Origin of the sequence: Sphaerisporangium album, assembly GCF_003323745.1 — a bacterium.
Lineage (GTDB): Bacteria > Actinomycetota > Actinomycetes > Streptosporangiales > Streptosporangiaceae > Sphaerisporangium > Sphaerisporangium album.
Genome location: NZ_QOIL01000023.1, coordinates 64,766 through 86,537, shown reverse-complemented (window position 1 = coordinate 86,537; position 21,772 = coordinate 64,766). Strand labels below are relative to the sequence as shown.

Below are 21,772 nucleotides of genomic sequence, written 5' to 3'. Positions count from 1 at the left end.
GAGGAGCCTCGTCGGGCTCCGGTGCCCACCCAACTGGAGGCGATGGCATGGACGTTCGCGCGCAGATGCTCCGGATCCCGGACCTCGACAGGTTCCCGTCCGTGGACGAGACCCACGCCGAGCTGGACGAGCTCGCCGCGCGCCACCCCGGGCTCGTGAGCGTACGCCGCATCGGCACCTCCCGGCTGGGCGACCCCCTGCGCGTGCTGTCGGTCGGGGAAGGACCCCGTGACGCGGTCATCATCGGCGGCCCGCACCCTAACGAGCCGATCGGCGCGCTCACCGTGGGCCGGCTCGTCAGGCTGTTGTGCGAGGACGCGTCGCTGCGCCGCGAGCTCGGCTACCGCTGGCATCTGATCCCCTGCGCCGACCCGGACGGCGCCCGGCTGAACGAGGGCTGGTACTCCCACCCGGGCGACCGCCGCCGCTACGCCCGGCACTTCTACCGGCCCGCCTGGAAGGACCAGGTGGAGTGGACGTTCCCCATCAGCGGCGAGGAGTACTTCTTCGACCGCAGCATCCCCGAGACGGCCGCCGTGATGCGGCTGATGGACGAGGTGCGCCCGGCGTTCGTCTACTCGCTGCACAACGGCGAGTACACCGGTGCGTACTTCTACATCAACCGCCGCGACCCCGCCCTCGCCGCGCGGCTCGCCGAGCTGGCCGACTGGGAGGGCATCCCCCTGCACCACGGCGAGCCCGAGCTGCCGGGCTCGGTGATGGTCGCGCCCGCCGTCTACATGACGCCCGGAGGCGTGCGCCAGGCGCGGACCTTCGGCATGGGCGGCGGCAGCGCGGACTACGCGGCGAGGTTCGGCGCGCTGCACCTGATCACCGAGGTGCCGTACTGGGCCGACGCGCGCATCTGCGACGCGACGCCCACCGCCACGCCGTACGCGGAGGTCCTGAAGGCCGGGCTCGCCGCGCAGCGCGAGATGATCGACACGCTGGGCCGGGTGATGGAGGCGGTGCGGCGGGACCTGACCGTCCAGTCGCCGTTCCGCCGCTCGGCCGAGGACATGTTCGAGACCTACCGCATGTGCGCCGACGGCTGGGAGGGCCTGGCCGATGGCGACAGGCCCGCCACCGTCGCCGAGCGGTTCGGCAACCGGCAGACGCTGCACATGCGCCGGCTGCGCTTCACCGGCACGGTACGCCGCATGCTGGACGCCGAGGCGGCCGCGGGCAACCTCACCCCCGCCGTGCGCGAGCAGCGCGCCCGCGTCCGCGAGCTGTTCGAGTGCTGGTGCGACGAGGCGGACGCCGACTCCGGTGGCCACCCCATCCCGATCAGGAAGCTGGTCGCCGTCCAGGTCGCCGCCGCGCTGGTCGCCGCCGCGCACGCGCGCGACCTGCCGTCCCCCGGGCACACGCGTGACGCGCCGACCACGGGGGACCGTGCGGGAACGGGTGGGCGGCCGGCTGAGACCGGCCGCCCGTGACCGTCAGGGCCAGTCGAGGGACGGCCGCAGCGGGACGCCCGACTCGCCGTGCTCGCCCAGCTTGACGCCGAGCACCTGGTGGAGCTGTACCTTGTTGCGCTCGAAGCCGACGATGCAGCCGGCCATGTAGAGCCGCCAGACGCGGGCCGTCCCCTGGCCGACCTCCGCGACCGCCTCGTCCCAGTGGTCGTCGAGGTTCGCGCACCACTTCTCGAGGGTCTTGGCGTAGTGCTCCCGCAGGTTCTCCTCGTGCCGGATCTCGAACCCGAGGTCCTCCATCTGGCGGATGAGGTAGCCCACCGACTCCAGCTCGCCGTCGGGGAAGACGTAGCGGTTGATGAAGCCGCCCTTGTTGATCGTCCGCTCCGTACCGGTGGGCCGGGTGATGCAGTGGTTGAGCAGCCGCCCGCCGGGTTTGAGCTTCCCGTAAAGGAAGCCGAAGTAGCCCGGGAGCTGGTCCTTGCCGATGTGCTCGGTGAGCCCGATCGAGCTGACCGCGTCGAAGCCGGTCTCGGTCACGTCGCGGTAGTCCAGGTGGCGGACCTCCGCGAGCTCCGACAGCCCGGCCTCGGCGATGGCCTTCTGCGCCCACTCGGCCTGCTGGCGCGAGAGCGTGACGCCGAGGCCCTTGACGCCGTAGTGCTTGGCCGCGTGCATCACCATGCCGCCCCAGCCGCAGCCGACGTCCAGCAGGCGCATGCCCGGCTTGAGGTCGAGCTTCTTGGCGACCAGGTCGAACTTCGCGTACTGCGCCTCTTCGAGCGAGGAGTCCTGCTCGGGGAACACCGCGCAGGTGTAGGCCATGGACGGCCCGAGCACCCACTCGTAGAACCTGTTGGAGACGTCGTAGTGGTGATGGATCGCCTCGGCGTCGCGCTGCTTGGCGTGGCGGCTGCCGAGCCTGGCCAGCGCGCTGCGGCGCACCTCCTGCGGCGGCAGGGGGACCCGCATCAGCAGCGGCTTCATGCCGAGCGACCGCGCGACGGAGAGCTTCTCCTTCGTCGACATGTCGTTCAGCGTGATGGCCGCCATCTCCGACAGCAGGGTGTACATGTCCCCCTGCACGTCGAGGTGCCCGGCGATGTACGCCCGTGCGAGCCCCATCTCTCCGGGCGACTGCGCGAGGTAGGCCACCGCGATGGGCGACTTCACCTCGATGCGCACGGCGGCGTCCGGCCGCCCGGCCTTGCTGCCGTCGTACGCGGCGAACGCGACGTTCGCCTCAGGCCCGACGATCTTCTCGAAGATCTGGGCGAGTGTCATCGAACCAACCTCCTCAACGCCCCCGTACGCACTTGTCATAGAGGTCGAGCAGCCGTCCCTGCGGGTCATACGCCCGTTTCACCGGCCAGTAGGCGTCCCCGTTGTAGAGACGCCAGAACTCCTCACGGGGGTAGAAAGATGTCGAATACAGGGACTTGTGGCCGCCGAGCTCGTGCACCGAGTTCTCGATGAGCCGGTTGTGGTAACCGTCGAACTGCCCACGCGGCAGCGCCACCATGCCCCAGAACCCGAAGTTCACGTAGAGCTTTCCCGGCTCCAGCGGGTAGATCGGCCACTGGCGGGTCGCCTTGAGCGGGCACATCCAGACGGGCGTCATGCCCACCTTGTCCTGGAAGAACTCCAGGAAGTCCGCACCGCGCTCGACCGGCACCTCGACGTCCTGGATGACCGACTCGTGCACGGGGTTGTCGCGCCACCGGTCGATGCGCGCGGTCACGCCGTACTTCTGGTTCAGCCCGACGAGCTTGCGGTAGACGTCCGAGCGCAGCCAGCGGCGCGGCATCAGCGAGCGGACGAGCGGCTGCTGCACGCCGAACGCGCGCGAGCACCAGAACCAGTCGGTGTCCCAGCGCCAGAGGTAGTCGCGGACGGTCAGCCAGTCGCGGGTGCGGGTGCGGATCGACTGGTAGTAGATGCGCATCCCGGTGTAGTCCGAGGCGTACGGGGCGCGGTCGGCGAACTGCCCGACCGTGATGTACATCTCGCCGGGGTGGAAGTACGTGCCGTCGATGAAGTCGACCGTCTCGCCGTCGTGCTGCCCGCTGTCGCAGATCTCCTGCATGGCGAGCATGCACTTGTCGGCGTCAGAGAACGGGATGTGCGTCAGCCGCACGTAGGGCTTGACGGGCAGCAGCTTGATGCGCAGCCGCAGCGCGTAGCCGAGCGTTCCGTAGCTGTTGGGGAACGCCCGGAACAGGTCGGCGTGCTCGTTGTCCTCGCGGGCGACCACGACGCGGCCGTCGCCGGTGAGGATCTCCAGTTCCTCCACCGACTCGTGCGGCAGGCCGTGGCGGAAGCTGGAGGACTCGATGCCGAGGCCGGTCACCGCCCCGCCCAGGGTGATCGTCTTCAGCTGGGGGACGACGTAGGGCATCAGGCCGGACGGCAGCGTGGCGTCCACCAGGCGCTCGTAGGTCGTCATACCTTGGACCTCGGCGGTCCTGGTCTCGGGGTCTACCTGGATGACCTGGTCCAGGTCGCGTGCCGAGAGTTTCGCCGACGTCCTGCCCGACTCGCGGAAGCGGAACAGATTGGTGGTCGGCTTGGAGAGCCTCGGGGAGGCGCCCTCCGGGAGGGCGGTGAAAGACTCCCTGATCTGCTCCACGGCCCTGCGGTGGGCCGTCATCTGGGCGGTCGTCTTTACCGTGTCATCTGGCATGCCACCACCCCCTGGAAACTAAGTGTTGGAGATCGTCGCTAGCACGGTATCTCCTGAGATAACCACCGACCAGAGTAGACACGTTAAACACGCGCAAACTCAGGGCCCCCCTTCAAAGCGCGGTGGCACAGGGGTTAGCGTCGTCTTTCCAGGTGGACACCGTCCCGGACCGGACTGACTCCACCAAGCGTTCGCTTTTCTTCGCGAGGACGCCCCGGCGTCGCACCCCGAGGAGACGATCATGAGCCGCAACGGAGGCCACGAGGACCCGTCCGGGGAGGCCGGGGGCGGGTGCCCGGGCCCGCTGGCCGGGATCCGCGTGCTGGAACTCGCCGGGCTCGCCCCCGGGCCCTTCGCCGGCATGATGCTGGCCGACCACGGCGCCGAGGTGCTGAGGATCGACCGGGTCTCCGCGGTCGAGGCCGCCGGAGACCGTCCCCGCCCCGACGCGATGGACCGCGGCAAGCTGACGATCGGCCTGGACCTGAAGTCGCCCGGCGGCGTCGCCGCGTTCAGGCGGCTCGCCGCCGGCGCCGACGTCGTCATCGAGGTGTTCCGCCCCGGCGTCGCCGAACGGCTCGGCATCGGGCCGGACGACCTGCGCGCCGTCAACGAGCGGCTCGTCTACGGCCGCATGACCGGCTGGGGCCAGGACGGCCCGCTCGCGCGCACCGCCGGGCACGACATCGACTACATCGCCGTCGCCGGCGTCCTGTCCATGCTCGGCCGGGCCGGGGACAAGCCGACCCCGCCGATCAACATCCTCGGCGACTTCGCGGGCGGCGGCCTGATGCTGGCCTACGGCGTTCTGCTCGCCCTGTTCGAGCGCGAGCGCACCGGCCGCGGGACGGTGGTCGACGCGGCGATGGTGGACGGCGCGGCCCTGCTGTTCGCGATGTTCTCCCAGAGCGCCCAGGCCGGGCTCTGGGGGCCGCGCGGCACCAACCTGCTCGACACCGGCGCCCCCATGTACGACACCTACGCGACCGCGGACGGCGGGTATGTGGCCGTCGGCGCGCTGGAGCCGGCCTTCTACGAGGAACTGCTCGCGAAGACCGGCCTCACGGACCTGCCGAGCCGCGACGACCGCGCCAACTGGCCGCGGATCCGCGAACGGCTCGCGGCCGCGTTCGCCTCGAAGACCCGCGCCGAGTGGGAGCGGATCTTCGAGGGCTCCGACGCGTGCGTCTCCCCCGTCCTGGACGTCGGCGAGGCCGCCCGCCATCCGCACAACGCGGCGCGCGGCACGTACGTCGACGTGGGCGGCGTCGCGCAGCCCGCGCCCGCGCCGCGCCTGCTCGGCGGCGGGCACGACGAGCGCAGCGTCCCGGCCCCCGCCACGCGCCTGCGCGACCTGTCCGCCTGGGGTATCGCCGAGGAGGACGCCAAGGCGCTGCGCGAGGCGGGCGTGCTGGCCTGACCTGTGCCGGCCTGACCCGCCCGACCCGTGCCGACCTGGCCCGTACCGGCCTGACCTGTGCCGGCCTGACCTGTGCCGCCCCGTCGTCCGCTACGCCTGGACGCGGTCCCTGCCCTGCCCCGCCGGGGAGGGCAGGACGGCCAGGTACAGGTCGACCCCCGCCGCGTGGTGGACCTCCAGGTCGGTCGAGAACGCCCGCGCCGGGATCCCGCCGGACTCGGTGTGCCTCCAGACCTGCTGCCACGCCTCGATCAGCGCCTGCGGCATCGGCCCGTGCGCCTCGACCGTCAACGACTGGACGCCCGGCACCCGGACCGCGACCATCCCCTCCGGCAGCCTCGCCGCCGTGCGGATCGCCACCCCCACGATCTGTGTGAACGCGCCCTGGTGATCGCTCTCGTAGTCGGTCAAAACGGCGTACAGATTCTCGTCCACGCGCCCCGGCACGTGGGCGAAGGCCCCCGGCGCTCCCGCCCGCTGCCACAGGCCCGGCAGCAGCGCCCGCGATGGATCGGCCTCCGCCGCGTTGGTGGTGCGCACGGCGTAACCGACGACAAGTACCTCCGGTCGTTCAACGATGAACATAGAGCCTCCACTTTCCAGGGCCACCCCGCCCCCTCCCCTCACCCGATCGCGGTGAGCCGATCGCGCGGTCAATGTATCCGTAGCGGCCGATCGTCGTCTCGATCATCGCGCACAGAGGTGCCGGGAGCGGTCCACCGTCCGCGCATAGAAGGACATATCACGCAACTGAGCTGGGAAATCCCATTGTTTACCATGGATCGCATAGGCTGATCCAACGTGCGATTCCTCAACGATCAGGCTCCGATCTACGACCTGACCTACAGCGACGTTTTCATGGTCCCCTCACGGTCGGCGGTCGGCAGCCGGCTCGCCGTGGACCTGTCCACCGGAGACGGCACGGGCACCACCATCCCGATCGTGGTGGCCAACATGACCGCCGTGGCCGGACGCCGTATGGCCGAGACCATCGCCCGGCGCGGCGGCATCGCCGTCCTGCCCCAGGACATCCCCATCGACGTCGTCGCCGAGGTGATCGACTGGGTGAAGAAGCGCGACCTCGTGCACGACACCCCGATCACGCTCACCGCCCACGAGACCGTGGGCGAGGCCCTGAACCTGCTGCCCAAGCGCGCGCACGGCGCGGTCATCGTCGTCGACTGGGAGAACCGGCCCATCGGCGTCGTCACCGACGCCGACTGCCACGGCGTCGACATGTTCACCCAGCTCTCGCAGGTGATGTCCGGCTCGCCGTTCACCATCCCCACCGGCACCGACCCGCGCGCCGCGTTCGAGCTGCTGCACGACGGACGCCACCGGCTCGCCCCCGTGGTCGACGGCGACGGCCGCCTCGTCGGCGTCCTCACCCGCACCGGCGCCCTGCGCGCCACGCTGTACGAGCCCGCCGTGGACTCCGAGGGACGCCTGCGGATCGCCGCCGCCGTCGGCATCAACGGCGACGTCGCCGCCAAGGCCAAGGAACTGCTCGACGCGGGCGTCGACTGCCTCGTCGTCGACACCGCGCACGGCCACCAGGAGAAGATGCTCTCCGCCCTCGCCGCCGTGCGCGCCCTCGCCCCGGACGTCCCCATCGCCGCGGGCAACGTCGTCACCGCCGCCGGGGTGCGCGACCTCGCCGCGGCCGGCGCCGACATCGTCAAGGTCGGCGTCGGGCCCGGCGCCATGTGCACCACCCGCATGATGACCGGCGTCGGCAGGCCGCAGTTCTCCGCGGTGCTCGAATGCTCGGCCGAGGCCCGCAGGCTCGGCAGGCACGTGTGGGCCGACGGCGGCGTGCGCCACCCGCGCGACGTCGCCCTCGCCCTCGCCGCCGGGGCGTCCAACGTGATGATCGGCTCCTGGTTCGCCGGCACCTACGAGTCTCCCGGCGACACCCACACCGACGCCAACGGACGCCGGTACAAGGAGAACTTCGGCATGGCCTCCGCGCGGGCCGTGCGGCTGCGCACCGCCGAGGACACCCCCTTCGAGCGGGCGCGCAAGGCGCTGTTCGAGGAGGGCATCTCCACCTCGCGGATGTACCTGGACCCGCTGCGGCCGAGCGTCGAGGACCAGATCGACGCGATCGTCGCCGGACTGCGCTCGTCCCTGACCTACGCGGGCGCGACCACACTGGAGGAGTTCCACGAACGGGCCGTGATCGGTATCCAGAGCTCCTCCGGCTACTCCGAAGGCATGCCCCTCCACCAGAGCTGGTAGCCCCCATCCCCCGAGACTGTCATCGACCTCCACGACCTCCATGTCGGAGCGGGTTCCATCGGCGATCGAGGCGCGTTCGAGCGCCGAGGCCGCCTCGCGGGCCGGTGGAACCGGATGGAACAGGCGTCGCCGTTCGCCGGCAGACGGCATACCTCGCCTGGGGCGGGCCTGGACGGTGATCCATTCCTTCGGGAACGCCCGGTGATATCTCGCCTCCGGCGGGTAGCGGGGAACGGCAACGACCCCCTAGCCGCGGAGGCGACCGCTCGCCATGATCCAGACATCACCCGCGCCGACCCCGTCCGTCGCCGTCGACCGGCGACTGCTGGTCAGCTACGACAACTACCCGGCCGCGCAGCGCGCCGTGGACACCCTCTCCGACTCCGGGTACCCGGTACAGAACGTCGCCATCGTCGGCAGCGACCTGCGCCTGGAGGAGACCGTCACCGGACGGCTCACCAACCCGCGCGCGGCCCTGTCCGGCGCGATCAGCGGCGCCGTGTTCGGGCTCGTCGTGGGCCTGTTCCTCGGGCTGTTCACCTCGACGACCGCGTCCTTCTTCGCGCTCGCCCTGTGGGCGCTGCTGTGGGGCGCGGTGATGGGCGCGGCGTTCGGCTTCGCCGGCCACGCCTTCAAGGGCGGCACGCGGGACTTCACCTCGCGCAGCGTGATCGTCGCCGGACGGTACGACGTGCTGGTCCCGTCCGCGGCGCTCCAGGAGGCGCTCGCGGTGCTCGAAGGCGGCCTGCGCCCCGCGGACACGGTGGTCGTTCCCCGCCCTCCGTCCAACGGTCCTCTCCCCAGCCCCTCCGGCACGTCCGCCCCCTCTGCGGAGCCCGCGCCGTTCACCCCGTCCGCGTCATCGGCTCCTTCGACCCCCTCCCCCTCGTCCTCCGTCTCCCGCCCCGGCTCACCGGCGCCCTCGGGGGTCTCTCCCACTCCGCCTCCCACCGCGCCTCCGGCCGCACCCGCGTCGCAGCCGGCCGACCGGGCCGACCGGCCCGACCGCGCCGACCGCCTCGCCGCGGCTTCGTCCACCTCCGCCGACCCCGCATCCTCCGCACCCTCGGGCCCGGCGGCCGTGTCGGCGGCGGTGTCGGCGCCCACGGCCCCCGGCCAGACCATCCTCCCGCCCACCACCAGCCGCGCCGATGCCATGGAAGAGGCCACCGTCGCCCTTCCCATGTCCTCGGTACGCGCCGCGACGGCGTCCCCCTCCACCCCGCCCGACCACGGCCACCGCTCCGGCTCCGGCTCCGAAGGCATGGACGACGCGCCCGCGACTCCGTCCGCCTCGTCCGCTCCGGAGGCGACCCCGGCGGAGTCCTCCGCCACCGCCAGGTCCGAGTCCGCGAAGGTCGCCCCCGCGTTCTCCGCCGTCGATTCATCTGGGAAGGCCCGCGCGACCGGTGAAGACCACCCGGAGCCGGAAGCCGCCTCCACCACGCCCGAGCCGCCGCTGCCCGAGTCGTCCGATCACGCACGGGCGGGCAACGGCTCGCAGGCGTCCCCCAAGCCCTGACGCCGACGCCGCGCGGACCGGACGGGGAGGGGTGGCCCACGCGCCGACGATCACATAATGAGCCCTCGCCGCCCGTCCGGCCTCGTGACCCCGTAGAGTCGTCCGGTCAGCCGGAGACCCGGCCGACGCCCGGTCCGAGCGTGCCCCGGTAAGACTTCGGGGGCGCGCACTCTAATCAAGGAGAACACGTGGCACTCGAGAAGCCCGAGATCGATTTTCCGGAGGGCGACGCGCCGGCGGATCTCGAGATCGTAGACATCACCGTGGGCGACGGCGAGGAGGCCAAGCCCGGGCACATGGTGAACGTGCACTATGTCGGCGTGGCGTTCTCCACGGGCGAGGAGTTCGACGCCTCCTGGAACCGCGGCGACTCGTTCCAGTTCCCGCTCGGAGCCGGACGGGTCATCGCCGGGTGGGACCAGGGTGTCGCGGGGATGCGTGTGGGCGGCCGCCGCCGGCTGACGATCCCGCCCCACCTGGGCTACGGCAACCGTGGCGCGGGCAACGCCATCAAGCCGGGCGAGACGTTGATCTTCGTGGTCGACCTGCTCGGCGTGAGCTGACGGCCCGCTCGCCGCACAGGTGACCGTGGTGGCCCGGCGGCCTCGCGGCCTCCCGCCCCACGCGGGCACGACCTCGACGACCACCTCCCACCACAGGTCACCCCCGGCGGCGAACCCCTACCAGACGTGTGTTCGGCCTTCACCGGGCCGGGAGCTCAGCCAGTCGGCTCTGGTCAGGGCATATTCGACTTCGCCATGTTCCGAGCCTTCGATGGCCTCGGGCCAGTCCCCGTAGAACGTGCGCGCATAGGTCAGGCCGGACTTCTCCATCACCCGTCGGCTGCCGGTGTTGACGGCCATCGTCTGCGCCATCACGCGGCGCACGCCGAGCTCGGTGAAGGCCTTGTGGATCAGAGCACGGGCTCCCTCGGTCGCGAGGCCCCGGCCCCAGGCCCAGGAATGCAGCCGGTATCCCAGCTCGACCTCTCCCGGACCGTCCTGGTCCAGAGGCCGTAGCTCGAACCAGCCGATGAACCGCCCGGTGGACCTCTCCTCTGCCGCCCAGAAGGCGCGGCTCGGAGCCCATTCGTACGCGCGCAGCAACCTGGGCAGGGTCACGTCGCGGACCGTGTCGCGGGAGCACGGCTCGCCTCCGTTGATGAAGCGGGTGACGGCCGGGTCGTTGTCGAGTTCGAAGATAAGGTCCGCGTCGGCCTCGGTGAGCTCACGAAGCACGAGCCGCCCGGTCTCCAGGAAGATCCGCACCCGCCAATTGTTCCCAGGTGACCGCCGCGCCTCCAACCGAATTTCCGCCTCGGCCCCGCCGCGTGGACGCGAGCGACCGCCCCGACCCCCGGCGGCAGCCCCAAGGCCTGCCAGGGCGGCTGATTGTTCGTTCTTGACGGTTTAGGTGCTCTATATGAGTCATATGGGCACCTGCGACGCCATCCCTCGCCCTGAACTGGCACGATGAGGACTGTGCTGCTCATCGACCTCGCGCGCACCTCGTCCGCCGTCGCGGCGGACCCGGCGCGCCTCGCCAAGATCCGACACCTCGCCGAGTTGCTCAGCAGGGTCGGACCGGCCGAGGCCGAGATCGCGGTGGCCTACCTCTCAGGCGAGCTTCCCCAGCGCCAGATCGGCGTCGGATGGCGCAGCCTGCAGGATCTTCCCGAGCCGCGCCAGATCGCCAGCGCCTCCCTGACCGAGGTCGACGACCTGCTCAGCCGCATCAAGGCGCAGACCGGCCCGGGGTCTCAGGCGGCCAGGAAGGAACTGCTGGATCGGCTGTTCCGCTCGGTGACGGCCCAGGAGCAGTCCTTCCTGCTGCGCCTGCTGGGCGGTGAGATGCGCCAGGGCGCGCTCAACGGCGTAATGATCGAGGCGGTCGCCAAGGCGGCGGGAACGCCGTCGGCCGAGGTGCGTCGTGCGCTCACCCTGCGCGGCTGGCTCCCCGCGGTCGGCGCCGCCGCGCTGACGGGCGGCGTGGAGGCCCTGAGGGCGTTCCGTCTGGAGGTCGGGCGTCCCGTCTCTCCCATGCTCGCGCAGAGCGCGCCGAACGTGGCGGCCGCCCTGGCGAAGCTGGGAGGAGGTCCAGCGGCGCTGGAATGGAAGCTGGACGGTGTGCGCGTGCAGGCCCACCGCTCCGGCCGCGACGTCAAGGTGTTCACCCGTACCCTGGACGACATCACCGCGCAGGTTCCCGAACTGGTCGAGGCCGTGCTGGCGCTGCCGGTCGACGACATCGTGCTGGACGGCGAGGTGATCGCCCTTCGCCCGGACGGCCGCCCCGAGCCGTTCCAGGTGACGGCGAGCCGGGTGGCCAGCAGGACCGACACCGAGCGGCTGCGCGGCACCACCCCGCTGAGCGTGTTCTTCTTCGACGCGCTGCGTGTGGGCGGCGAGGACCTTCTCGACCTTCCCGACAGCGAGCGCCACGAGGCGCTGGCCGGTGCCGTCCCCGCCGAGCTGGTCACTCCGCGCCTGGTCACCTCCGATCCCGAGGAGGGCATGGCGTTCTTCGCCGAGGTCCTGCGGCAGGGACACGAGGGCCTCGTGGTGAAGGGGCCCTCCACCCCGTACGCGGCCGGTCGCCGCGGCGCGGGGTGGATCAAGGTGAAACCCCGCCACACCCTCGACCTGGTGGTGCTGGCCGCCGAGTGGGGGCACGGCCGGCGGCAGGGCAAGCTGTCCAACCTGCACCTCGGCGCCCGCGATCCCGAGACGGGCGGTTTCGTGATGCTCGGCAAGACGTTCAAGGGGCTGACCGACGAGCTTCTCGCCTGGCAGACCGAGCGGTTCCTGGCTCTGGCCGACGGGCCTGGCGACGAGTGGGTGGTGCGGCTGCGCCCCGAGATGGTGGTCGAGGTCGCGTTCGACGGTGTCCAGCGCTCACCGCGCTACCCCGGCGGCATGGCCCTGAGGTTCGCCCGCGTCCTGCGCTACCGCCCGGACAAGCGCCCCACCGACGCCGACACGGTCGACTCGGTCCGCCAACTCCTCCTCTGACCCCGGCCTCACCTGCCGCACTCCCCGGCGCCCACCCCTCGACCACTCCCCCCGGTCGCCTGACAGGGCGGGGCACGGCGACATCAGCGCATGATCACTCCTGGTGTGAGCTACGTCACTTTACGTTGGCATGACTTCCCTTTGCAGCAGGTTTATCCCATATGGTGCTCCTCATTACCTTATGGGCGGTTTACGCCCATTTGGTATCTGGGATGGCGGCACGCCCCCGCATCTGGCGTCCCCGCGCCGCTCCGTGCCGGCCGTCCCGCGTCCTTGCCCCCTATCCAGGACAGTGGTTTCCTTGGGTCAGCACCGCGCCCCGACACGTTGGCACGACAAGACACCCTCCGAGCTCGAAACCGGCACCAGGCGGCGCTGGACTTCCGTGGTCGCCGTCACCGCGGTGGTCGCCGCCGCCTCCGCTACCGCCTGGATCGTGGTGGCGCGCGACGGTACGGTCACCGCCGCGGCCGGGATCGGTGACTCCCGGCAGACGACCACGGCCTCCGTCGCCGGGGGCTCGGACGGCTCGCTGCCCGGCGCCTGGCCCTTCGCGGACGCCGCCGGAGAAACGCCGCAGGAAGACGGCGCCACGCCCCCATCGCCGCCGGCTCCGTGGCTTCCGGATCAGGCGGCCAGGCCGAAGCCCTCCCATGACGAGGCGGACGCGGCCCCGCACGCGACCCCGCGGCCCTCTTCGCACCCGGCCGCCACCAGAGACGCCTCGCCGCGGACAGGCGCCACCGGCTCGGCCGCCGCACCGGGCGAAGCCGCGCAGGCATCCTCGTCGGCGGACGCGGACCAGGGCGCGGACCAGCGACAGGCCGCGGACGGCTCCACCACCCAGAAGTCGAAGAAGAAGGCCAAGGAAGCGCAGGCCACCACAAAGGTGCTCGCCTCGGGAAGGTGTGGCGCGTCGTACTACGACGAAGGCCAGATGACCGCCAGCGGCGAGCGGTTCGACCCGGACGCGATGACGGCCGCCCACAAGACCCTGCCCATGGACAGCAGGGTGCGCGTGATCAACCCCCGGAGCGGTAAGTCCGTGACCGTCCGCATCAACGACCGCGGGCCGTACATCGGCGGCCGCTGCCTCGACCTGTCCCGCGCCGCCTTCGACGCCATCGGCAGCCTGAGCGCGGGCACGATGACCGTGAAGTACCAGGTCCTCGCCCGTTGACCCGAGCTCCCCAAGCTCGCAGCGCCCGAACCCGCAGCGCCCGAACCCGCAGCGCCCGAACCCGCAGCCCCGGAACCCACGGCGCCCCCCGAACCCCACGCCATCGGCGGCCTGAGACGCTGACCTGCCGCCGTGCGCTGGTCCGCCGGGGCGCACGGGATACACGGCATCACGAGCGGCCGGGGACGCGGCGGCCCGGGCTACTTGATGAGGCGGAGGGTGAGCGGGTAGGTGAAGCGGCCGTCGCCGAGGGCGGCGGAGCCTCCCACGAGGCCGAGGACGAAGGCCGCGATCCAGATGATCGGGACCAGCACGATGCCGATGACCGTGAACGGCAGCAGGATGGTGGCGCCGAGCACCGTCAGGTGGAAGTTGAGCGCCTCCAGCGCGTGCCGGCGGATGTACGGCGACCCCCGCCCGCCGGTCAGCAGCACGATCAGCGGGCCGACGAAGGAGAGCCCGCAGATCGGCAGAATGTGGGCGGCCGCCGCGCCGAGCCGCTCGCGGCCCGTCGGCGAGGCGGCGTACCCGTGCCCCGGCCAGGACTGCGGCCGGCCCGGCCAGGCCGACGGCATGGGCGGGGCCGACGTGGGCCGCCACGCGTTCAGGTCTCGGACGATCGGCTCGAGGTCGGCGTGGACGCGCGCCGTCATCGCCAGGTGCAGGCGCTCGTCGAACTCGTCCTTGCTGAGACGGCCTTCGGCGTAGGCCGCGGTGACCTGCTCGACCACCCCGTCGCGGTCGTGGTCGGTCACCCGGAGCCGCGGGTGCTGTGCGTCGTGAGGCTGAGACATCGGCCTCCAACCTCCGGGAGCGGGTGTCGCTGGTGGTGTCGCTGCCCCTGCCATTAGAGCCCCGTGTCTTCCGTCGGATCGGGTGGACTTTCTCATCTTTGGACCCGCGCGAACGCGCGTCCATCCGGAACATCCCCGACCCGACCCCGATGTGGCCCGGAGCCCCCCATTGGGCGCCCGCTCCAGGTATACAAGGGATATGAGATGGCGTGATCGCTATGGAATTCGTCGGCTCCGTGGCCGCAAGATCGCAAAGTTCGACCGTGAGGCCAATGACGCCGACATCGAGGCGCTCATCGCCTTCGCGAAGTCCCGGCGAGGGGTCGAGTTCTACGTCGAGCCGGAAACGTTCGCGACCGACACGACCGCGGTCGCCGTCGCGCATGACGGTGAATGGACCCGCCGCAGAGTGGGTTCTCCCGCCGTCATCATCAAGGTGGCCAGAAACCTCGCCCTTCCGGTCTACGACGTTAACCTCACCGGCTATCCCGGCAGAATGAGGGCTTACAACGAGCGCCGCCGGAATAGCACGGCGCAGGACTGACCCGTCCCTTTCCCGGGCACACCCTCTGATCCCGAGCCTTCGTTCATTCCCCTGGCTCACCTTTGCCCCCTCCCACCGTTGCCCCCCGTTCCCATAAGGGATCGCACTCCGCTCCCCCTTCACGTGCACGTACCGCGCTCACCGCTCATGGCGGCCCCCTCGGGCCAGACACCATCACGCCAGAGCAGCACTCCTCGACCGCCGGTTGATGTCAGCCGGTCCCGCCGCACAGATGGGCGCGGCCCTCCTGCCGTCCCGCGGTCCGGTCACCCGGTGCCGGCGACGTCAGGGACGCTCGGCCCCGTGGACGGGTCGGGCGGCGAGCTCGGGAGGGGGGACCTCGGCGCGGAGTTCCTCGTCGAGCAGGCGCAGCATCGGGTGCAGCCAGTCCATGTGGGGCGGCCCCATGCTCGCGTCGAGTTCCTCCGGGCTCGGCATGCGCTCGCGCAGGACTTCGGGGCCGACGAGTTGCCGCAGTCCCTGCGCGAGCAGGCCGGCCATCGAGTAGGACGGGTCGGCGGCCAGGGCGCGGTCGACCGCGATCCCCGCCAGCGCGCAGTCACCGCGCCGCCAGGCCGCCGCCCCGAGCAGCGACGCGACCGGCGGCAGGAAGCGCCTGCCGAGCCTGCGCGTGAGGTCGGCCCAGAGGGCGACGTGCACGTCCTGCGTCGCGTCGTCCATCAACGTCCACGCCTCGTCGCGCACCCGGACGACCGCGAGGTCGAAGCCGAGCCGCGCGGCCTCCAGGTCGGCCGGCGGCCCATGGCCGGGAAACCCGGCGAGGCACCGGCGCACGCGGTCGAGCGCCTCACCGACGAACGCGCGCGGAACCTCCGCGGGATCGCGGGCGGCGAGCAGCCGGGCGCGTATCTCGGCGGCGGTCGCCCGGGTCGCCTCGGCCATCGCCGCGCGGGCGGCTCCCCCGACGGGCGCGACCGCGCGCTCCAGGCTCTCGCGGCCGGGCAGCGCGACCAGCCCGCCCATGGTGGCCTGCGCCGCGACCGGCCCGGCCACCGGGTCGTACGCCCTTCCCTCGGGCGGGCAGCACGCCACCTGCGTGCAGACGTACGACCAGTAGCGCCGCTCGTGCGCGCGCAGGGCCTCGACGACCTCGATGCCGGCGCCTTGGAGCAGCCGCAGCGCCTCGTCCACGGCGGGGGTGACGAGGGCGCCCTCCCCGAACCCGGCCAGGATCGCGTGGGTGACCTGCTCACGGCGGAGAAGCGGCACGAGCCGGTCGAGCGTGCCGGGCGCCGCCGGGAGATCCCACCGGGTGGTGAGGCGGAGCCTGCCCCGGACGCCCCGGCCGGCGAAGGCGATGACGACGAGGCTGTCGGCGGGATGGAAGCCGAGCAGGTAGGGAACCGCGCCCAGGATGTCGTCAGGGGTGGTGAGGAGGATCGGTGTCAGCGTCATGGCGGACACTTTCACGTGCGGGCGCGCGCGCCATCGAGCCGAGCCTCGTTCTGTGGAAAACGAACTGAACCGCATTCGAGGACAAGGGCCGACGGCGGCCGCACAAACGCGCACGAACCGCCAGGCGGCAGGATGGGGCCATGCTGATGCGGATTCACGCCACTGACCTGCCCGGCCGCGTCTGCCCTGGTGACAGCGGCTTCCCGGGATACGACAACGTGCACGTCGGCGTGCAGCGCCGCGACCGCCGGGAGGACATCATGGGCCTTCACCCCGGCGACGCGCCGTCGGCCCTGTGGATAATCGAGTGCGAGGCGCGCGGCGGACCCGCCGGAGTGGACATCCGGGGGCCGCACATCCAGGGCCGCCCCGGAGCGCGGTTCGTCTACCTGGCCTGGGGCGCGGTGGACGGGATCGGCCACTTCACAGGGTTCAGGCGCGCCAAGCTGATGCTCGACGCCGTCGACCCCGAGATCGCCGAAGCCGCCCTGCGTTCCGGCACCCTGCGCGCACGGCTCGGGCTCACCGACGCCAAGGGCCACCCGCTCTGCGCCGCCGTGCGCCCTCCGGCCATCACCTGGTCCGCGGGCTGACCGCGCGGCTCAGGCGTGCGCCGGGCCCTCGACGGGCAGGTGCGGCGTGAGGCGTTCCCTGACCATGATCGTGGCCCCCGCGACGGCGGCGGGCATGGCGACGACCGCTCCGAACGGCACCAGGAAGACGAGGAACAGCAGCACGCCGAAGCCGAGCGCCGGGGCCTTGTCGGCGCGCAGCACGGCGAAGCGCTGACGGCGCGCGAGCCCCCGGCGCTCCATGGCGAGGGCGGTCAGCTCGACGGTGAGGAAGAAGCCCGACACGGCGGCGCCCAGCACCGGCACCACCGTCTGCCCGATCACCGGTACGAAGCCCAGGACGAACAGCGGGATCGTGAACATCAGCACGTATCCGAGGGTGATCACGCTGTCGCGCAGCGAGCGCAGCACCGACCGCCAGAGCGGCAGGTCCCCCACCACCTCGACCCCGCCGAGGTCCTCCTCCACCCGCTCCGACAGCTTCTCGTAGAACGGGTCGCCGATGGCCAGCGTCGCGGCCGTGAACGTGACGACCGACAGGACCAGGCCGAGCGCGAACACGACGAGCCCGAGCAGCACGCGCAGCGTGTCGCGCAGCCCGGGGCTCCATCCGTCGGCGAACGGCGTGGCCCAGGAGGCGAGGTCGCCCGCGTACGTGCCGAGGAGCACGAGCGCGACGACGTACAGGACGAGCGCGAGGAGCGCCGGGATGAGCCCGAAGAACCACTGGCCGGGGTTGCGGGCGACCCAGCCGAGACCTCGGAAGACGTATTTGACGCCGTCGGCGAAGCCGCCTACGCCGCGGCGGACGGGCCGGCCCATGCTGTTCATGCCCGGCAGGCTAGCGTTTTCCGCCCGGTTCGTCGCATGATCAGGAGAGAGATCCCTGTTTCCACAGGGACGTCACCGTGACCCCGAGCTCGGCGAGCAGGCGGCGGACCAGCGGCAAGGAGATGCCCAGCACGTTCCCGTGGTCGCCCTCGATGCCCTCGACGAACCAGCCGCCGAGACCGTCCAGCGTGAACGCGCCCGCCACGCGCAGCGGCTCCCCCGCGGCGACGTAGGCCGCGATCTCCTCGTCGGTCGGCGTGCCGAAGCGCACCACCGTCGAGCCGACCTCGGACGCCTCGGCGCCGCGCGCGACGTCGATCACGCAGTGACCGGTGAGCAGCCTGCCCGTGCGTCCGCGCATCGAGCGCCAGCGCGCGACGGCCTCCTCGGGCGAGCCCGGCTTGCCGTACGCGCGGCCGTCGAGCTCCAGGACCGAATCGCAGCCGATCACCAGGCCTGCCGTGAGGCGCTCGGCGACGACGGAGGCCTTCGCGCGGGCCAGGGCGAGGCACAGCGCGGCCGGGGAGTCGTACGAGGCGGACATCGCCTCCTCGTCGACGTTGCTGACGATCACTTTGGGATCGAGGCCGGCGCTGCGCAGCAACGCGAGCCGCGCGGGGGAGGCGGAGGCGAGGACGATCTCGGTCATGTCTTCCGAGCCTAGGGCACCCGTACCCCGGCGCGCGCCACCGGAGCGGGCGATCAGAGGATGCGCAGGCTGGACACGACGGTGTTGATGTCCGCCCACCGCTTCTTCTGTGCGTCGGGGATCGTGACGAACACCAGCGCGGGCTTGGAACCGGGCACGTCGACCAGCGCGACGGCGGCGGTGGAGACGTGCTTCTCGCCGTCCAGCTTGTACTGCACCCGGTAGCCGAGCAGCCAGCCGTCCCGCTTGCCCGCCTTGATCGGCTGGGACGCCGTCCACGAGATCGTGGACCCGGCGGGGTGGTAGTTGAGGGTCCACCGCGCGGCCAGGAAGGCGGTGTCCTTGAGGGTGTCCTGGATCGCGATCGGCACGGGGCAGGAGGCCAGCAGCGCCCGGTGCCCGGCGCCCTTCGCCGGCGGGAGCGTCCGGCGCGTGGCGAAGGGGGACGACCTGGCGAGCTTCCACTCCTTGGTGAAGCGGGCGAAGGTGATGCCGGACCGCTTGTCCTTCACCCGGCCCTTCGCCGGCGCGCCCCGGCCGGGGAAGTTGGCGAGCTTGCGGTTGGAGGGCAGTGCGGGCAGGCGGGGGTCGGCCTTGGCCGCGGCGAGGGGGCTCATGCCCGCGGTCGACGTGGGCACCGGCGTGGCGCCGTCCCCGGTGACCGAGGCCGATCCCGGCGCCGAACCGGACGCCGACGGCCCGGCCGAGGACGAGGCGGAGACGGACGCCGACACGGGCGCGGAGGACTGCGCCGGAGCCGCGACGGCCGTGACCCCCGCCGAGGCGGAACCCGACGGCTCCGCGGAGGGGGACGGCGTGCCCGGGGTCGAGGAGGACACGGAGGGCGCGGTGGACATGGGGGGCGCGGTCCCGGTACCGGGATCGGCCGGCGTGCCCGCGGCCTTCGCTCCGCCCGGCCCGGCCGCGGTCGGCGTCCCCTTGCCGAGGGTTCCGGTCATGAACAGCACCACGGCCGCGACGGCGACCGCGATCGCGCCGACGCCCGCCACGAGCGCGCGGTAGATGACCCGCATCGGCAGGTCGCCGAGCCGCGAGATCAGGGACCGCTTGGCGGGCGCCTTGGGGGCCGGCTGTGCCGGCGGGTCCTCGATCGTGATCTTCGGGAGGGGCGCGGTTTCCGCGTCCGCCGTCACGTACGTTGGGACGGCCTTGCCGTAGCTCCCACCTACCCCATTTGGCACGATCGGAGCGTACGGCATATAACGTCCGCGCGTTCGGCGTACCGATCACACTTCGGGAACGAGTGCCCCTCTCGAGGGCTTTGCATGCCCTCTGACCTTCGCTTTCACCCTCCGGTCAACGACGGTGGCGCGACTACGCGGAGGGATTGCGGAGCGGCCCCCACCCGGCCGGCCGGTGCCCCCCGGCGCGCAGCCACGGCGCGTCGGCGACGACCGTGCGTGAACCCGGCTCGATCTCCGTGTAACCCGCGTCCCGGACGACGGGCAGCCCGCTGTCGGCCAGCGCCGACCAGCGGCGCGGCCCCGCCGTGCGCACGGCGACCGGCAGGCCGTCCGCGCGCCACGCCTCGCGGGCGGGCTCGTCGGTGCCCCACCAGGCGAGCTGCGCCGCGTGGCCGGCCTGGGCCATGGCCTTGCCCGCCGACATCTCCAGGGAGGGGTTCATCCACAGCACCGCCGCGCCGGGCTCGGGCGGGTCCGGGGGCGCGGTGTCGGTCAGGTCGGTGCCCGAGACCTGCAGCCGCGACAGTTCCTTCGGCCAGCCGTCCAGAGGGACGGGCGGGTGCACGCGCACCTCGGCCGTGCGCACGGTGACGGTGAGGCCGGGCAGCTCCAGCACCCGGCGCCATTCGCCGCCCCTCGCCCGGCGGACGACCTTCCTGATGCCGATGGTCTCCCAGGCGCTCACCGCCTCCGCCCACTCGCCGCTCAGGGCCCGCTCGTCGTTGAGCAGGGTGAGCACGGCCAGCGCGGCGGCCTCCAGGGCGTCGGTGCGCTCGGGCGGGGCGGCGCGCTCGATTCTCACGACGAGGGGGAGGACCCTCTGGTCTGGCGGGTTCACGTCACCAAGGATCTCAGGCCCCCCTGCCACCTCGTCACGGCCGTCCGCTCCCCGGGACGCCCCTGGGTCAGGCTCCCCCGGCGTCCACGGTGGCCGGACGGACGGGCGTCCGGTCCGGCGGAGGCGAGGCGGCGCCGCGCGCGACCCGCAGCGACATGACGGCCGCGAACGCGCAGAGGATTCCGGCCCCGTACCAGGCGGCGTCGTAGTGCCCGAGGTGGTCGCGGGTCACCCCGGCGGCGACCGCGGCGATGGCGGCGCCGACCTGGTGGGAGGCGAACACCCAGCCGAACACCACCGCGCCGTCCGGCCCGTAGATCTTGCGGCACAGCGCGACGGTCGGCGGCACGGTGGCCACCCAGTCCAGCCCGTAGAAGATGATGAAGATCAGCATGCTCGGCTGGGCCGTGGCCGCGAACAGCGAGGGCAGGACCAGCAGGGACGCGCCGCGCAGCGCGTAGTAGGCGCCGAGCAGGACGCGCGAGTCGACCCGGTCGCTCAGCCAGCCCGAGAACACCGTCCCGGCGATGTCGAAGATGCCGATGAGGGCGAGCAGGCCGGCGGCGGTGGTCTCCTGCATGCCGTGGTCGTGGGCGGCGGGGATGAAGTGGGTGCCGACGAGGCCGTTGGTGCTGGCGCCGCAGATGGCGAAGCCGCCCACGAGGTACCAGAACGACCGGGTGCGCGCCGCGGACCTGAGCACGGTCAGCGCCCGCAGCGCCGAGGCCCCGCGCGGGGCGGCGAGGCGCACGGCGCCCGGCTCGGCGCCGAGCGCGGTCAGCCCGACGTCCTCGGGACGGTCGCGCAGCAGGAACCACACCAGCGGGACGACGGCCAGCGCCGCTCCCGACACGATCAGCGCGGCCGTCCGCCAGCCCGGCCCTTCGGCGAGCCAGGCCAGCACCGGCAGGAAGACGAGCTGCCCGGCGGCCCCTCCCGCGGTGAGCACGCCCGTGACCACGCCCCGGTGCCGGACGAACCACCGGTCGGTGACCGTCGCGACGAAGACGAGCGCCATGGAGCCGGTGCCGAGGCCGACCAGCACGCCCCAGCAGGCGACGAGCTGCCAGCTCGTGGTCATGAACACCGTCAGGCCGCTGCCGAGGGCGACGAGCGCGAGCGCGGACGCCACGACGCGGCGCATGCCGAGCCGGTCCATCAGGGCGGCCGCGAAGGGCGCGGTCAGTCCGTACAGGGTGAGGTTGACCGAGACGGCGAGCGAAATGGTCCCCCGCGTCCAGCCGAACTCGTCCTCCAGCGGGGTGATGAGCACACCGGGCGTGGCCCGGAAGCCGGCGGCCCCCACGATCGCGACGAAGGCGACGCCCGCCACGAGCCAGGCCCGGTGGAGTCGTCTCCGCTTCGCGTCCATCGTCAACGTCATGCGGACAATCATGGATTTTCATCCAGTGCCGGACGAGTGGCTTGAAAGCCAATATGTGCAA

General features: G+C 72.1%; 20 protein-coding genes. 9 read left to right on the top strand and 11 right to left on the bottom strand.

Features of this window, described 5'->3' with window-relative positions:
• Nucleotides 1-47: 47 nt before the first annotated feature.
• A complete protein-coding gene (locus DQ384_RS32270; protein ID WP_114032658.1) occupies nt 48-1,442 on the top strand; it encodes a M14 family zinc carboxypeptidase in 1,395 nt (464 codons plus the stop codon).
• A 3-nt stretch (nt 1,443-1,445) separates the two neighbouring features.
• Here the strand turns inward: DQ384_RS32270 and DQ384_RS32265 are convergent, their stop codons facing one another.
• Together DQ384_RS32265 and DQ384_RS32260 are read right to left on the bottom strand one after the other, a co-directional pair.
• Nucleotides 1,446-2,705: an SAM-dependent methyltransferase gene (locus tag DQ384_RS32265; protein ID WP_114032657.1), complete on the bottom strand. Its 1,260-nt coding sequence runs from the start codon at nt 2,703-2,705 to the stop codon at nt 1,446-1,448.
• Nucleotides 2,706-2,718: 13 nt separating this feature from the next.
• Nucleotides 2,719-4,104, bottom strand: coding sequence for an FAD-binding oxidoreductase (locus DQ384_RS32260; RefSeq protein WP_114032656.1), 1,386 nt, complete (start codon nt 4,102-4,104; stop codon nt 2,719-2,721).
• 241 nt (nt 4,105-4,345) lie between these two features.
• On the opposite strand from DQ384_RS32260, the gene DQ384_RS32255 reads away from it, so the two are divergent.
• A complete protein-coding gene (locus tag DQ384_RS32255) occupies nt 4,346-5,524 on the top strand; it encodes a CaiB/BaiF CoA transferase family protein (RefSeq protein WP_114032655.1) in 1,179 nt (392 codons plus the stop codon).
• Nucleotides 5,525-5,614: 90 nt separating this feature from the next.
• On the opposite strand, the gene DQ384_RS32250 is transcribed toward DQ384_RS32255, so the two are convergent.
• On the bottom strand, nt 5,615-6,109 hold the full coding sequence (locus DQ384_RS32250) for a GyrI-like domain-containing protein (protein WP_114032654.1): 495 nt from the start codon (nt 6,107-6,109) through the stop codon (nt 5,615-5,617).
• Nucleotides 6,110-6,325: 216 nt separating this feature from the next.
• Here DQ384_RS32250 and DQ384_RS32245 point away from each other — a divergent pair, with 216 nt between their 5' ends.
• The 3 genes from DQ384_RS32245 to DQ384_RS32235 all read left to right on the top strand — a co-directional run bounded on the left by DQ384_RS32245 (nt 6,326) and on the right by DQ384_RS32235 (nt 9,850).
• On the top strand, nt 6,326-7,765 hold the full coding sequence (locus DQ384_RS32245; RefSeq protein WP_114032653.1) for a GuaB1 family IMP dehydrogenase-related protein: 1,440 nt from the start codon (nt 6,326-6,328) through the stop codon (nt 7,763-7,765).
• A gap of 271 nt (nt 7,766-8,036) precedes the next feature.
• Complete coding sequence (locus tag DQ384_RS41705) at nt 8,037-9,287, top strand: YflT domain-containing protein (protein ID WP_181871540.1); 1,251 nt, start codon at nt 8,037-8,039, stop codon at nt 9,285-9,287.
• Nucleotides 9,288-9,475: 188 nt separating this feature from the next.
• Nucleotides 9,476-9,850, top strand: coding sequence for an FKBP-type peptidyl-prolyl cis-trans isomerase (locus DQ384_RS32235; RefSeq protein WP_114032652.1), 375 nt, complete (start codon nt 9,476-9,478; stop codon nt 9,848-9,850).
• A gap of 117 nt (nt 9,851-9,967) precedes the next feature.
• Here DQ384_RS32235 and DQ384_RS32230 read toward each other — a convergent pair whose 3' ends face one another.
• Nucleotides 9,968-10,555 (bottom strand): GNAT family N-acetyltransferase, encoded by a 588-nt coding sequence (locus DQ384_RS32230; protein WP_114032651.1) that lies wholly within the window; start codon nt 10,553-10,555, stop codon nt 9,968-9,970.
• A gap of 204 nt (nt 10,556-10,759) precedes the next feature.
• Here DQ384_RS32230 and DQ384_RS32225 point away from each other — a divergent pair, with 204 nt between their 5' ends.
• Together DQ384_RS32225 and DQ384_RS43820 are read left to right on the top strand one after the other, a co-directional pair.
• Nucleotides 10,760-12,298 (top strand): ATP-dependent DNA ligase, encoded by a 1,539-nt coding sequence (locus tag DQ384_RS32225; protein WP_245966933.1) that lies wholly within the window; start codon nt 10,760-10,762, stop codon nt 12,296-12,298.
• A 301-nt stretch (nt 12,299-12,599) separates the two neighbouring features.
• Nucleotides 12,600-13,478: a septal ring lytic transglycosylase RlpA family protein gene (locus tag DQ384_RS43820; RefSeq protein ID WP_281274148.1), complete on the top strand. Its 879-nt coding sequence runs from the start codon at nt 12,600-12,602 to the stop codon at nt 13,476-13,478.
• 200 nt (nt 13,479-13,678) lie between these two features.
• On the opposite strand, the gene DQ384_RS32215 is transcribed toward DQ384_RS43820, so the two are convergent.
• A complete protein-coding gene (locus tag DQ384_RS32215) occupies nt 13,679-14,272 on the bottom strand; it encodes a DUF1707 and DUF4870 domain-containing protein (RefSeq protein WP_114032649.1) in 594 nt (197 codons plus the stop codon).
• Between the two features lie 199 nt (nt 14,273-14,471).
• Here DQ384_RS32215 and DQ384_RS32210 point away from each other — a divergent pair, with 199 nt between their 5' ends.
• Complete coding sequence (locus DQ384_RS32210; RefSeq protein ID WP_114032648.1) at nt 14,472-14,816, top strand: hypothetical protein; 345 nt, start codon at nt 14,472-14,474, stop codon at nt 14,814-14,816.
• Nucleotides 14,817-15,101: 285 nt separating this feature from the next.
• Here the strand turns inward: DQ384_RS32210 and DQ384_RS32205 are convergent, their stop codons facing one another.
• Nucleotides 15,102-16,232, bottom strand: a complete 1,131-nt coding sequence (locus DQ384_RS32205; RefSeq protein WP_245966932.1) for a DUF4192 domain-containing protein — start codon at nt 16,230-16,232, stop codon at nt 15,102-15,104.
• Between the two features lie 140 nt (nt 16,233-16,372).
• On the opposite strand from DQ384_RS32205, the gene DQ384_RS32200 reads away from it, so the two are divergent.
• Nucleotides 16,373-16,825 (top strand): DUF5990 family protein, encoded by a 453-nt coding sequence (locus DQ384_RS32200; RefSeq protein ID WP_114032647.1) that lies wholly within the window; start codon nt 16,373-16,375, stop codon nt 16,823-16,825.
• A 9-nt stretch (nt 16,826-16,834) separates the two neighbouring features.
• On the opposite strand, the gene DQ384_RS32195 is transcribed toward DQ384_RS32200, so the two are convergent.
• From DQ384_RS32195 to DQ384_RS32170, 5 genes are all read right to left on the bottom strand, one after another.
• Nucleotides 16,835-17,635 (bottom strand): EI24 domain-containing protein, encoded by an 801-nt coding sequence (locus DQ384_RS32195; protein ID WP_245966931.1) that lies wholly within the window; start codon nt 17,633-17,635, stop codon nt 16,835-16,837.
• A gap of 40 nt (nt 17,636-17,675) precedes the next feature.
• Nucleotides 17,676-18,284: a Maf family protein gene (locus DQ384_RS32190; RefSeq protein WP_114032646.1), complete on the bottom strand. Its 609-nt coding sequence runs from the start codon at nt 18,282-18,284 to the stop codon at nt 17,676-17,678.
• Nucleotides 18,285-18,337: 53 nt separating this feature from the next.
• Complete coding sequence (locus tag DQ384_RS40590; RefSeq protein ID WP_147268967.1) at nt 18,338-19,486, bottom strand: hypothetical protein; 1,149 nt, start codon at nt 19,484-19,486, stop codon at nt 18,338-18,340.
• Nucleotides 19,487-19,619: 133 nt separating this feature from the next.
• Complete coding sequence (locus tag DQ384_RS32175) at nt 19,620-20,327, bottom strand: peptidyl-tRNA hydrolase (protein WP_220183252.1); 708 nt, start codon at nt 20,325-20,327, stop codon at nt 19,620-19,622.
• 67 nt (nt 20,328-20,394) lie between these two features.
• Nucleotides 20,395-21,711, bottom strand: coding sequence for an MFS transporter (locus tag DQ384_RS32170; protein ID WP_114032642.1), 1,317 nt, complete (start codon nt 21,709-21,711; stop codon nt 20,395-20,397).
• Nucleotides 21,712-21,772 lie beyond the last annotated feature (61 nt).